Annotated in this window: 10 protein-coding genes; 2 read left to right on the top strand and 8 right to left on the bottom strand. The window is 69.7% G+C overall.

Translation table 11 applies throughout. The features are described from left to right. Nucleotides 1–2,142, bottom strand: a 2,142-nt coding sequence (pcrA, locus tag E1166_RS24650; RefSeq protein WP_132342343.1) for a DNA helicase PcrA, incomplete at its 3' end; no start/stop codon positions are given. Between the two features lie 183 nt (nt 2,143–2,325). Between pcrA and E1166_RS24645 the strand changes: the two genes are divergently transcribed. Then, nucleotides 2,326–4,176 carry a bifunctional metallophosphatase/5'-nucleotidase gene (locus E1166_RS24645; RefSeq protein ID WP_132342342.1) on the top strand — a complete coding sequence of 617 codons (1,851 nt, stop codon included), beginning with the start codon at nt 2,326–2,328 and terminating at the stop codon, nt 4,174–4,176. A 267-nt stretch (nt 4,177–4,443) separates the two neighbouring features. Further along, on the top strand, nt 4,444–4,776 hold the full coding sequence (locus E1166_RS24640) for a chorismate mutase (protein WP_132342341.1): 333 nt from the start codon (nt 4,444–4,446) through the stop codon (nt 4,774–4,776). Between the two features lie 93 nt (nt 4,777–4,869). Here the strand turns inward: E1166_RS24640 and E1166_RS24635 are convergent, their stop codons facing one another. The 7 genes from E1166_RS24635 to E1166_RS24605 all read right to left on the bottom strand — a co-directional run bounded on the left by E1166_RS24635 (nt 4,870) and on the right by E1166_RS24605 (nt 13,193). Beyond that, nucleotides 4,870–5,883, bottom strand: a complete 1,014-nt coding sequence (locus E1166_RS24635) for a dipeptide ABC transporter ATP-binding protein (protein WP_132342340.1) — start codon at nt 5,881–5,883, stop codon at nt 4,870–4,872. Next, on the bottom strand, nt 5,876–6,904 hold the full coding sequence (locus E1166_RS24630; protein ID WP_132342344.1) for an ABC transporter ATP-binding protein: 1,029 nt from the start codon (nt 6,902–6,904) through the stop codon (nt 5,876–5,878). The genes E1166_RS24635 and E1166_RS24630 overlap by 8 nt, the downstream gene beginning before the upstream one ends. Nucleotides 6,905–6,928: 24 nt before the next feature. Next, complete coding sequence (locus E1166_RS24625; RefSeq protein ID WP_132342339.1) at nt 6,929–7,906, bottom strand: ABC transporter permease; 978 nt, start codon at nt 7,904–7,906, stop codon at nt 6,929–6,931. After that, a complete protein-coding gene (locus E1166_RS24620; RefSeq protein WP_132342338.1) occupies nt 7,899–8,825 on the bottom strand; it encodes an ABC transporter permease in 927 nt (308 codons plus the stop codon). Before E1166_RS24620 ends, E1166_RS24625 begins: the two co-directional genes overlap by 8 nt. Before the next feature lie 154 nt (nt 8,826–8,979). After that, the gene (locus tag E1166_RS24615; protein WP_132342337.1) at nt 8,980–10,620 is read right to left on the bottom strand and encodes an ABC transporter substrate-binding protein; all 1,641 of its coding nucleotides are present in this window, start codon (nt 10,618–10,620) and stop codon (nt 8,980–8,982) included. A gap of 615 nt (nt 10,621–11,235) precedes the next feature. Beyond that, nucleotides 11,236–11,922, bottom strand: a complete 687-nt coding sequence (locus E1166_RS24610; protein WP_132269169.1) for a response regulator transcription factor — start codon at nt 11,920–11,922, stop codon at nt 11,236–11,238. A 2-nt stretch (nt 11,923–11,924) separates the two neighbouring features. Beyond that, the gene (locus tag E1166_RS24605) at nt 11,925–13,193 is read right to left on the bottom strand and encodes an ATP-binding protein (protein ID WP_132269171.1); all 1,269 of its coding nucleotides are present in this window, start codon (nt 13,191–13,193) and stop codon (nt 11,925–11,927) included. Nucleotides 13,194–13,410 lie beyond the last annotated feature (217 nt).

The following is a 13,410-nucleotide window of genomic DNA, read 5'->3' as shown; positions in this document are numbered from 1 at the left end:
GCCCCCACCGGCCCACGAGGTGTACGACCCTTCGGTGCGCTCCCAGCGGACCAACTCGGGGGGAAGCTCCTCCAGGAACCGCGACGGCGGGTTGTAGGACGGCTGCCCCCAGGCGGACCGGGTGACCGCCCGGGACAGGTACAGCCGCTGCCGGGCGCGGGTGATGCCGACGTACGCCAGCCGCCGCTCCTCCTCCAGCTCGCGGGTGTCGCCCAGCGAGCGCAGGTGCGGGAAGACTCCGTCCTCCAGGCCGGTCAGGAACACCACCGGGAACTCCAGCCCCTTGGCGGTGTGCAGCGTCATCAGGGTGACCACACCCTGGTACGGCGCGGCGTCGTCCGCATCGGCGTCGTCCGGTGCCGAGCCGGGCTGCGCAGGGACCTGGTCGGCGTCGGCGACCAGCGCGACCTGCTCCAGGAAGCCGGCGACGGTGGCCCGCTCCCCCTCCTCGGCGGTCGCCTCGATCCGCTCGGTGTACTCCCGGGCGACGCTGACCAGCTCCTGGAGGTTGTCCACCCGGCCGGCGTCCTGCGGGTCGAGGCTCTCCTCCAGCTCCGTCAGGTAACCCGAACGGGTCAGCAGCGCCTCCAGCACCTCCTCGGGGGTGCCCGTCTCGGCCAGCTCGCGGGCGCCGTCGAGCAGCGCGACGAACTCGGCGATGCCGTTGGCGGCCCGGGTGGAGATGCCCGGGGCGTCCTTGGCCCGGCGCAGCGCCGCACCGAAGGAGATCCGGTCCCGGCTGGACAGTGCCTCCACGCATGCCTCGGCCCGATCGCCGATGCCACGGCGGGGGGTGTTGAGGATCCGGCGCAGGCTCACCGTGTCGTCGTCGTTGACCACCGCGCGCAGGTAGGCCAGCGCGTCGCGGACCTCCTTGCGCTCGTAGAAGCGCACCCCGCCGACGACCTTGTACGGCAGGCCGACCCGGATGAACACCTCCTCGAAGACCCGGGACTGGGCGTTGGTGCGGTAGAAGACCGCGACGTCGCCGGGACGGGCATCGCCGTCGTCGACCAGCCGGTCGATCTCCCGGGCCACCCAGTCCGCCTCGGCGTGCTCGGTGTCGGCCACGTAGCCGACGATCCGCTCACCGGCACCGGCGTCGCTCCACAGCCGTTTCGGTTTCCGCGAGGTGTTCCGGTCGATGACCGCGTTCGCGGCGTTCAGGATGGTCTGCGTGGAGCGGTAGTTCTGCTCCAGCAGGATCGTCCGGGCGTCGGCGAAGTCCCGCTCGAACTCCAGGATGTTGCGGATCGTCGCGCCGCGGAACGCGTAGATCGACTGGTCGGCGTCGCCTACCACGCACAGCTCGGCCGGCGCGATCCCCGCGGTGCCGGAGACCAACTCCTTGATCAGCACGTACTGGGCGTGGTTGGTGTCCTGGTACTCGTCGACCATGACGTGCCGGAACCGGCGGCGGTAGCTCTCCGCGACGTGCGGGTGCGACTGGAGCAGGTGCACCGTGGTCATGATCAGGTCGTCGAAGTCCAGCGCGTGCGCCTCCCGCAGCCGACGCTGGTAGAGCGTGTACGCCTCGGCCAACGCCCGCTCGTTGGGGCCCTTCGCCCGGGCCGCGAAGGCATCCGGGTCGACCAGCTCGTTCTTCAGGTTGGACACCTGGGCGGCCAGCCCACGCGCCGGGTACCGCTTCGGGTCCAGGTCGAGTTCACGGGCGACCAACTGCATCAGCCGCCGTGAGTCGTCGGCGTCGTAGATCGAGAAGGTCGACTTCAGCCCGGCGTGCTCGTGTTCGGCCCGGAGGATGCGTACGCAGGCGGAGTGGAACGTGGACACCCACATCAGCCGGGCCCGCGGGCCGACCAGGTTGGTCACCCGCTCCTTCATCTCCCCGGCGGCCTTGTTGGTGAAGGTGATCGCGATGATCTCGCCGGGGTGCACGTCCCGCGCGGCCAGCAGATAGGCGATCCGGTGGGTGAGCACCTTGGTCTTGCCCGAGCCCGCGCCGGCCACGATCAGCAGCGGCGAGCCGGCGTGGGTGACCGCGTCCCGCTGCGGGCCGTTCAACCCCTCGACGAGCTGCTGCGGATCGAGGCGCGCGACGGCGGCACCCGGCCGGCGCGGCGGCGTCCGGGCAGGTTCGGGCGTGGGCGGGGACGCGGGGATGTCGAAAAGAGGATGCATCGCACGGCGAGTCTATGCCGCACGTCGGACACTTCCCGACCGCGTACGCCCGCGCCGGCCCGGTCCCGCGACGGACTGAGACAAACCTGTCACGAACTCCCCCCTGGTGTCTCGGCGCACGACCCGGGACGATGACGCGGAAAGCATCCAGTACTCCCCCGTACCCGACTTGGGAGAACAACCATGAGTCAACCGCGCTCGCGCGGTCGGGCGGTGCTGCGTCACCTCGCGGTACCCGCCCTCGCCCTGGCCGTCGTGGCCGGCCTGCCCGTCGCCGGCCGGTCCACCCCGCAACCGGCCACCGCCGACGACACCGCCGGGCTCGTCCCGGTCGCCGTCTCCTACGCCAAGCCCATCGGCCACGAGGTCAAGGGCCAGTTCCTCAGCTACAACGACTTCCACGGCGCCATCGACCCGCCCGCCGGCAGCGGCGCCACGGTCAACGGCACCCCCGCCGGTGGCGTGGAGTACCTCGCCACCTGGCTGAAGAAGCTGCGCGCCGAGGGCAAGGCCGAGGGGCGGGTCACCACCACCGTCGGCGCCGGCGACCTGATCGGCGGCACCCCCCTGGTCAGCGCCGCCTTCCACGACGAGCCCACCATCGAGCTGATGGACGAGATCGGGCTGGATGTCAGCTCGGTCGGCAACCACGAGTTCGACGAGGGCGTCGACGAGCTGCTCCGGATCAACAGGGGCGGCTGCCACCCGGTCGACGGTTGCCAGGACGGGGACGGCTTCGCCGGCGCGAGGTTCACGTACCTCGCGGCGAACACCATCAGCAAGAAGACCAAGCTGCCGATCCTGCCGCCGATCGACGTCCGCTTCGTCGGCGGCGTGCCGATCGGCTTCGTCGGGGTCACCCTGGAGGGCACCCCCGGCATCGTCAACCCGGCCGGCATCAAGGATGTCACCTTCACCGACGAGGTGGAGACCGCCAACCGGTGGGGCGGGCTGCTCAAGCTCTTCGGCGTCAAGGCGATGGTGTTGCTGGTGCACGAGGGCGGCGCGCAGGCCGCACCGCCGAGCCTGCCCGGCATCTCCGACTGCGCCAACTTCTCCGGCCCGGTCGTGGACATCGTCAAGGGGCTGCGCCCCGAGTTCGGCCTGGTGGTCTCCGGGCACACCCACCGCTTCTACTCCTGCTCGCTGCCGAATTCCTCGGGCGCGCACAGTGTGGTGACCAGCGCCGGCAGCAACGGCCAACTGGTCACCGACATCGACTACTCGCTGGATCGGCGCACCGGCCGGTTCACCGGCATCACCGCGAAGAACGTGATCGTGGAGAACGGCGTCCGCAACGCCGACGGCACCTGGCAGCAGAGCGGTGGCGTCTTCGTCAAGAACCCGGCGCTGGTCGACCCGGGTGCCAAGGCGCTGGCCGACAAGTACCGCAAGGCCGTCGCCCCGATCGCCAACCGGGTGGTCGGGCGGATCAGTGCGGACATCGTCCGGGATGCCCGCCCCAACGGGGAGAGCCCGATGGGTGACGTGATCGCCGACGCGCAGCTGGCGTACACGCGCGGCAACGGAGCGCAGATCGCGCTGATGAACCCGGGAGGCGTCCGGTCCTCCCTGGCGTACGGGACGTCGGCCGGTGGGGAGGCGCCGGGCGAGGTGACCTACGGCGAGGCGTTCACCGTGCAGCCGTTCAACAATCTCGTGGTCACCCAGACGTTCACCGGTGCCCAGCTCACAAGCGTGCTGGAGCAGCAGTTCGTCGGCTTCAAGGGGCAGACCAGCCAGCGGATCCTCCAGCCGTCCGCCGGGCTGACCTACTCGTACGACACCACCGCGCCGGCCGGTTCCCGGGTCAGCGCGCTGGCGCTGCACGGCACCCCGATCGACCCGGCCGCCAGCTACCGGGTCACCACGAACGACTTCCTGGCCAACGGCGGGGACGGGTTCACCGAGTTGCGGGCGGGCACCGGCCGGACGACGGCCCCCGGCTTCGACGTGGACGCGCTGATCGCGTACCTGGCCGCCGGCGAGCCGGTGGGACCGGGCCCGGCCGACCGGATCACCCGGCTGGGCTGACGTCGGTGTGGCACGGCCCCGGAGCCGCCGGGGCCGTGCCACACGTCCCACGTGTTGGCGGAATCCTTGCGCCGTCCCCACGACCATCGGCATACTCGACGACGTGTTCGGTCAGCGCTTCTACTTTTACTACGGCACCGGGAGTCCGGCTGCCGTAGGTCGCGCCTGATCGACCAGACCTACGAGAAAGCCCCGGGCTCCTGGAGCCCGGGGCTTTCTCCGTCCCGGGATCCCGACACCGGGCACGACGTCAGGAAGGTACGACCGATGATGACAGACGTGGTGGAGCAGAGCGGTGAGACCGCGGGTACGGCCGACGGGAACCCGGTAACCCGTTTCGGGACCGAGGAGCCGGTCGCGGCGGCCCGGATCGCCGAGATCCGCGAACGCATCGACGAGATCGACCGGACGTTGGTTCAGCTCTGGCAGGAGCGCGCCGAACTCTCCCAGGAGGTCGGGGCGACCCGGATGGCCTCGGGCGGCACCCGGCTGGTGCTCGCCCGGGAGCGGGAGATCCTGGAGCGGTTCCGGCAGGCGCTGGGCGCGGACGGCACCCAGCTCGCCCTGCTCCTGCTGCGCGCCGGCCGCGGTCCCCTCTGAGCCGCGACAGGGGCCAGCGACCGCCTCCGACGGAGGTCTGGCAACGGCGAATCGCCTGCCGGCCGGTCCGGCCGGCAGGCGGTTCGGGGCACCTCACGCCGGGTGGCTGGCGACGATCTCCCGCTTCTCGGCGAAGTGGCAGGCGCTCGGGTGGTCCGAGCCCGGCCGGACCTCCAGCAGCGGCACCTGCTCGGCGCAGACGTCCTGCGCCTTCCAGCACCGGGTACGGAACCGGCAGCCCGAGGGCGGGCTGATCGGCGACGGGACGTCACCGGTGAGCCGGATGATCGCCTTGCTGTCGCGCAACGTCGGGTCCGGCACCGGCACCGCCGAGAGCAACGCCTGGGTGTACGGGTGGGTCGGCCGCTCGTAGATCTCGTCCTCGGTGCCGATCTCCACGATCTTGCCGAGGTACATCACCGCGACCCGGTCGGAGAGGTGGCGCACCACCGACAGGTCGTGGGCGATGAACACGTACGACAGGCCCAACTCGTTCTGGAGCTTCTCCAGCAGGTTCATCACCTGCGCCTGGATCGACACGTCCAGGGCCGAGACGGGCTCGTCGCAGATGATGATCTCCGGGCGCAGGGCGAGCGCCCGGGCGATGCCGATGCGCTGGCGCTGACCGCCGGAGAACTGGTGCGGGTACCGGTTGATGTGCTCCGGGTTGAGGCCGACCAGGTCGAGCAGTTCCTTGACCTTGCCCCGGCGGCTGCCCTTCGGGGCGACGTCCGGGTGGATCTCGAACGGTTCGCCGATCAGGTCACCGACGGTCATCCGTGGGTTCAGCGAGGTGTACGGGTCCTGCATGACCAACTGGATCTGCCGGCGCAGCCGGCGCATGGCCCCCGCGGAGAGCGTGGCGATGTCCTGACCCTTGTAGAGCACGCTGCCGGCGGTGGGCTTCTCCAGGCTCATCAGCACCCGGCTCAGGGTCGACTTGCCACAGCCCGACTCGCCCACCACGCCGAGCGTCTCGCCGGCCTTCAGGTCGAAGGAGACGCCGTCGACGGCCTTGACGTGCCCGATGGTCTTCTTGAGCACGATCCCCTGGGTGACGGGGTAGTGCTTGACCAGGTCACGGACTTCGAGGATGTTCTCAGTCACGGTTCACCAGCTCCTCGGCGAAGTGGCAGGCGCTGGCCCGGCCGGCGCCGATCTGCAGCAGCGGCGGAACCTTCTCCCGGCACACCGGCTGCGCCATCGGGCAGCGCGGGTTGAACGGGCAGCCCGGCGGGATGTTCATCAGGTTCGGCGGGAGGCCCTTGATGGTCCGGAGCTCCTGCCCCTTCTCGTCCAGCCGCGGGATCGAGTCGAGCAGGCCGAGAGTGTAGGGGTGCGCCGGCTTGGCGTACAGGTCGAACACGTCGGCTTCCTCGACGATCCGGCCGGCGTACATGACCGCGATCCGGTCCGCGACGTCGGCCACCACGCCGAGGTCGTGGGTGATCAGGATCATGCCCATCCGCCGTTCCCGCTGGAGTTCGCCGAGCAGGTCCATGATCTGGGCCTGCACGGTCACATCCAGCGCGGTGGTCGGCTCGTCGGCGATCAGCACCTCGGGGTCGAGCGCCAGCGACATCGCGATCATGGCGCGCTGCCGCATGCCGCCGGAGAACTGGTGCGGATAGTTGCTGAACCGGCCCTTGGCGTTCGGGATCTTGACCTGGTCGAGCATCTCGATCGCGCGCTTCTTGGCGTCCGCGCGGCTCATGCCGCGCCGGACCCGGAACTGCTCGGCGATCTGGAACCCGACGGTGAAGACCGGGTTCAGCGCGGAGAGCGAGTCCTGGAAGATCATCGCGATGCCCTCGCCGCGGATGCGGCGGCGCTCCTCGGCGGACATGGTGAGCATGTCCTTGCCGTGGAAGCGGACCTGGCCGCCGGTGACGAAGCCCGGCGGCATGTCCAGGATGCCCATGACGGTCTGCGCGGTGACGCTCTTGCCGGAGCCGGACTCGCCGAGCACGGCGAGGGTCTCCCCCGCGTCGACGTGGTACGTGACCCCGTTGATGACCTTGGCGACGCCGTCCCGGGTACGGAACTCCACCCGCAGGTCGTCGACCTCGAGCAGCCGGCCGGAGGGGCGGCCGGTGCCACCGGTGCCGGGTGCGCTCTGCTCGGACACGAGAATGTCGGACAACTCAGTCCCCTATCGGAGCTTCGGATCGAGGGCCTCGCGGACGGCCTCACCGAGCATGACGAAGCTCAGCACGGCGGTCACGAGGAACGCGGCAGGGAAGAAGACCAGGCCCGGCGCGACCCGGATGTAGTTCTGCCCTTCGCTGATCATGATGCCCCAGGAGACCACCGGGCTCCTCAGCCCGACGCCCAGGAAGGAGAGCGTGGCCTCCGCGCCGATGAACGAGCCGACCATGATCGTGGAGTAGACCAGCAGCGGCGCGAGGCAGTTCGGCAGCAGGTGCTTGAAGACGATGCGGCCGGTGCCGGCACCCATGGCCTTGGCCGCCACGATGTAGTCGGCCTCCTTCGTGGCCAGCACCGAGGAGCGCATCAGCCGCATGACCACCGGCCAGCTCAGGATCACCAGGGAGGCGATGACCAGTCCCATGATCTTGATCGTGCTGTTGTTGCTGCCGGAGCCGTTGAAGGTGGTCAGGATCACGATGGCGCCGAGCACGAACGGCAGGCCGAAGAAGACGTCGGCGACGCGGGAGAGCACCGCGTCGGCCCAGCCGCCCCGGTAACCGGAGATGATGCCGACCAGGCCGCCGAGGAGCATGGTGCCGAACACGGAGAGCAGCGCCACCACGATCGAGGCGCGGGCGCCGTAGATGACCCGGGCGTAGACGTCGCGGCCCTGGATGTCGTAGCCGAACCAGGCGTGCGACGAGGGCTTCTCCAGGCTGTGGGTGAGTGAGCCGTTCTTCGCGTCGCCGGAGGTGAACAGCCAGGGGAAGGCCGCCATCACCACGAAGAGCAGGATGATCGCCAGGGAGATCCAGAACAACGGCTTGCGGCGCAGGTCGCGCCAGGCGTCGCCGAGCAGCCCGCGCGGCTTCTCCTTGCGGGCGTTCTCCGGCAGGCCGGCGTTGGTGGGGGCACCGATCTCGGTCGGCTGTTCCGGCCGGGGGGTGCTCACGATCGAGGCGGCGGAGGGGTCACTCATAGCGGATCCTCGGGTCCAGGGCGGCGTAGAGCAGGTCGACCAGCAGGTTCATCAGCAGGTAGACCAGCACCAGCACCACCACGATGGAGACAACGGTAGCGCTCTCCTTGGTGACGATCGACCGGTAGACCTCCCGGCCGATGCCGTTGATGGTGAAGATGCTCTCGGTGACGATCGCGCCGCCCATCAGCGCACCGAGGTCGGTGCCGAGCAGGGTGACCACCGGGATCAGCGAGTTGCGCAGCAGGTGCACCCCGACCACCCGGCGCATCGGCAGCCCCTTGGCGATCGCGGTCCGGACGTAGTCGGCCCGGCGGTTCTCGGCGATGCTCGTGCGGGCCACCCGGGCGATGTAGGCCATCGAGGCGCTACCCAGCACGAAGCCCGGCATGATCAGCTCGGAGAAGGGCATCTCGCTGGAGACGGTCGCACTGACGATCTTCAACTGCAGGCCCAGGGTCCACTGCAGCACGAAGGCGACCACGAAGACCGGCAGCGCGATCATGAACAGCGTCGAGACCAGGACCAGGTTGTCCAGGAAGCCGTTGCGGCGCAGGCCGGTCAGCACGCCGGCGGTGAGGCCGATCACGGCCTCGATCGCCAGCGCCACGACGGCCAGCTTCAGCGTGTTCGGGTACGCGGTGGCGATGATGTCGTTGATCGACCGGCCGCTGTACGTGGTGCCGAAGTCCCCCTGCAGGAGGTTCTTCATGTAGGTGGCGTACTGCACGAAGACGTTCTCGTCCAGCTGGAACTTCGCGGTCATCGCCGCGACGTACGACGGCGGGCAGGTGCGTTCGCCGCACTTGCCGGCGAACGGGTCGCCGGGCACCGACCAGACCAGCCAGTAGATCAGGAACGTGGTGCCGAGAAACACCGGCACGAGTTGGAGCAGCCGTCTCACGAGATAACGGCCCATGGGGTGGTCCTCCAGACAGGGAGCGCGTCGGCGTCCGACGCACTGGGGCAGCGTTGGCGAGGGCGGATGATGATGTCACCCGCTCGCGGAACGGCCCCGGGCCGGGCCCACCGGATGTGGCGGACCCGACCCGGGGTCAGTCAGACCGTTCGGCTCAGAGCTCGACCGAGGAGAGGTCCAGCTCACCGACGTTCGTCAGCTCGAGCTTCTTGATCTTCTCCGAGTGGCCGACCTGCAGGCCGTAGAAGTAGATCGGGATGGTCGGCACGTCCGCGTCGACCAGCTTCAGCGCCTCGGCGAACTTGGCGTGCGACGCCTCCAGGCTCGGGGCACTACTGGCCTCCTTGGCCAGCGCGTCGACCTGCGGGTTGCTGTACAGGCCGTCGTTGGAGGAACCGCCCTTGATGTAGAGCGGGTTCACCCAGTTCTCGATGTCCGGGTAGTCCTGCTGCCAGGCGGCACGGTACGGGCCGGTCATCTTGCGGGCGTTGATGTTCTGCCGCAGGACCGCGAAGGTCGGCACGCCCTCGGCGCGGGCCTCGATCTGGAGGTTGGTCTTCACCTGCTGCGCGACGGCCTCCATCCAGTCCTTGTGGCTGGAGTCGGCGTTGTAGTAGAAGACCATCTCGCCCTGGAAGCCACCGGCCTCCTGGAGCAGCTGCTTGGCCTGGGCCGGGTCGAACTTGCAGGCGGTGCAGTTGCCCTGCGGGGCGCCCGGGGTGAGCGGGTTGGCCCAGCTGTCGGCGGGCTTGCGGGTGCCGAAGAAGATCTTGTCGGAGATCTCCTGCCGGTTGATCGACAGCGAGACGGCCTTGCGCAGCTTCGGGTTGGCGAAGCGCTTGTCGTAGATCGGGAACGCGATGAACGCGGTCGCCGGGATGACGGTGGACAGCGCCCGGTCACCCAGGTCGGTCTTGTACTTGTCACCGGCGAGCGCCGAGGTCGGGATCGGCTCGATGAAGTCGAGCTGACCCGACAGCAGGTCGACGTAGGCCGCGTCCTCGTTCTGGTAGAGCTTGTAGGTGACGTCCTTGATCTTCACCTTGTCGCGCAGGGTGTAGTCGTCGAAGCGGGTGAGCTTGATCGCGACGTTGTCTTCCCACGAGACGAACTTGACCGGGCCGTTGCCGATCGGCTTCTTGCCGAACTCCTCCGGCTTCTGGCTGAAGAAGGCGTCCGGCAGCGGCATGAAGGCGCTGTAGCCGAGCTTGGTCGGGAACACCGCGGTCGGCGCGCCGAGGGTGACCTCGAAGGTCTGGTCGTCGATGACCTTCAGGCCGGAGAGCTTCTCGGCCTTCGGGGCCGGAGCCTTCTGCGGGCCGTCGCCGTCCGGGTCCTCGGTGGCCACGTCGCTGTAGCCGGCGATGTCGGAGAAGAAGCTGCCGTTGGCCGCGCCGTTCGGCGAGTAGGCGGCCCAGTTCCAGGCGTCGACGAAGTTCTTCGCCTTCACCTCGGTACCGTCGTGGAACTTGGTACCCTTCTTGATCTTGATCGTGAAGACCTTCGAGTCCGTGGTGTCGATGGACTCGGCCAGCGCGTTGCGCGGGGCGCCTCCGTCGTTGGGGTACTCGACGAGACCCGTCCACAGGTTGTCGATGATCTTGCCGCCACCGGTCTCGGTGGTGTTCGCCGGAACCAGCGGGTTCTCGGGCTGGACGTTGTTGATAACGATCGCGCCGTCCTGGGTGGCGGCACCGTCGCCATCCTTGCTCTCGCTGTTCGAGCAACCGCTGGCGACGAGCGCGGCGGCCATGCCGACCGCGATCGCGCTACTCGCCCGCTTCGAGACTCTCATTCCGAGGGGCCTCCTCTTTCTGACCTGGTTCCGTCGTGGGTTTCACGCACGTTTGGGGGGTGACACCGCCCGGGGGCCTCATGTCGCGGGCCACCGGTTTACCGCAGAGGACTTCGGGACACCCCAGGGGGACCGATCCGCCGGGCCACCCCACCCCCGCGTCCGACCCCGCACAGGATCGACGGCCACGAGCCGCAGGGAAGCGCGGCGGCGTGGCCGACGGACATATGGGTGCCTCGCGCCAGGAGGTGAGGTCCTGCCACTGTGACACCCACCGGCCCATTGCGTGAAGGTGCCGTTATCAAGCCGTTAGTTGCTTGCCGCGTTGCCGATACTCGGGAGTAGCTCACCAAGTGTCCCCAGTCGTGCCAGCCTGAGCAGGTCGAACATCCCGATCGGGAGGGTGCGTCGACCGGTGCTGTCCGCCCGCCGGCCACCCGCCGCCGGCCCGACCGCGCCAGACTCCCACCGAACGGTGACCGCCTCTGCCCATCCAGACGATGCCGTCTCCGACCAGCCGTCGCGCACCACACCCGGGTGAGGGATGGCGTTCGACAGTCGCAGCGGTCGCGACCACGAGCGCGACGGGTGAACCGGTCAGCGGCAGGTCGACCGTCACACCAGCCGGCGGTCCGCCGCCCAACGGGACAACTCGTACCGGTTGGACATCTGCAGCTTGCGCAGGACGTTGGAGACGTGCGTCTCGACCGTCTTGATCGAAATGAACAGCTCCTTGGCGATCTCCTTGTACGCGTACCCCCGGGCGAGCAGGCGCAGCACCTCCCGCTCCCGGTTGGTGAGCTGGTCCAGCTCCGGATCGGCGACCGGCGCGTCCGGGCGGGCCGCGAAGGCGTCCAGCACGAACCCGGCCAGCCGCGGACTGAACACCGCGTCCCCGTCGGCCACCCGGCGGATCGCCGCGGTCAGCTCGTCCGGAGAGATGGTCTTGGTGACGTACCCCCGGGCACCGGCCCGGATCAGTCCGATCACATCCTCGGCCGCGTCCGACACGCTCAACGCCAGGAACCTGACCTGCGGATGGGTACGGCGCATCGCGTCCAGCACCGCGCGCCCCCCGCCGTCGGGCATGTGCACGTCGAGCAGCACCACGTCGGGCTGGAGCGCGGCGATCCGGGTGACCGCCTCGGCGACCGTGCTGGCCTCCCCGACCACCTCGACGTGCGCGCCCAGCTCCGCCCGTACGCCGGCGCGGAACATGGCGTGGTCGTCGACGAGGAAGACCCGCAGTCGCCCACCCCGGGTCTCCGCCCCCTCGACCGGTTCCATCGACTGCTCCGCCATGGTCAGCTGTCCCTTTCCGCCGTGGAACCGGTGCCGCTGATCGGCAGGATCAGCCGGACCTCGGTTCCCTCCCCCGGCCCGGACCGGATCTCCGCCCGGCCTCCGTGCCGCCTCATCCGCCCGACAATCGATCCCCGTACGCCGTGCCGGTGATCCTCCACGGTATCCGGGTCGAAGCCCTTGCCCCGGTCGCGGACGAACACACTCACCTGCTCCGGCTCCACCTCGGCGTAGAGCGACACCGTCGCCACCTGAGCGTGCCGAGCCGCGTTCACCAGCGCCTCCCGGGCCGCCGCGACCAGCGCCCCGACCCGCTCGTCGGTCTCCCGGTCGCCCACCACCACCGCCTCCACGGTGATCGCGAAAGTGTCCTCCACCTCGGCGGCGGCCTGCTCCAGCGCCGCCGCGAACCGCTCGGTGGGCGAGCCGGTGGGCTTGTAGAGCCAGTTACGCAGGGAGCGCTCCTGGCCCCGGGCCAACCGCTGCACCGCCTTGACGTCGGTGGCGTTGCGCTGGATCAGGGCCAGCGTGTGCAGCACCTGGTCGTGCACCATGGCGGCCAGCTCGGCCCGCTCCTGTTCCCGGATGCGGCCCTCCCGCTCGGAACGCAGCTGGTTCCACGTCCGCCACAGCACCGGCCCGGCCACCACCCCGACCCCGGCCAGCCCGACCAACGCGAAGATCACCCCGTTGATCACCGCGTCGACGTTCTGCACCGGGGAGTACACCGCGGCCACGCCGATGATGCCGACCGCGACCAGCAGCCCGCCGCCGGCGAACCGGAGCATGAAGGACCGCCGGTCGCTCTCCTCCACCACCGCACCCAACCAGGGCACCGGCATCGTGCCGCCCCACTGCCGGCGGCGCTCCGGCGCGGACTGGTGCCAGATCACCCCGGCACCCACCGCGATGATCGCCACCAGCCAGCCGGCGGTGCCGGCGGCACCCACCGAGTCGAAGACCATCACCTGCACCAACAGCACAGCCAGCCCGATCAGCACGAACGGCAGCAGTTGGGCGGGATCCCGGCGGGGCGGTGCGGCGGTGTCGCCGGGACGCATCGGCACCACCGCCCAGAACGCGGCGTACAGCAGCAGCCCCAGGCCGCTGAGCCCGAGCAGGACCATGAACGCGACCCGTACCCGCAGGACCGGGATGCCGAGATGGTCGGCGATGCCGGCGGCGACGCCGGCGGCCAACCGGTGTTCGGGCACCCGGTAGAGACGAGGTGGCGGCGGCGTCACGGCGTTGATCGGAGGCTCCTGAGTCACGGACGGTAGGGCAGGGATGGCGGCAGGTTGCGGTGTCGGTCCGATCGTCACACGGGGTGCCGCGCCAGCACCACGGGGACGTCCCCGACATCCGCGCCCGGGGATCTCAGGGTGGGGTCAGGGTCCGGTCCGGAGGACGTTCGTTACGCCGACCGAGCAGGATCGAGGCATGACCGAGCACGCTGCCCCGACGCCCCGCCCGGGGACGGGCGGGTGG

This window comes from Micromonospora sp. KC213 (assembly GCF_004348325.1).
In the GTDB taxonomy this organism is placed as follows: Bacteria; Actinomycetota; Actinomycetes; order Mycobacteriales; family Micromonosporaceae; genus Micromonospora.
This window is presented reverse-complemented; position numbering and strand designations above follow the sequence as displayed.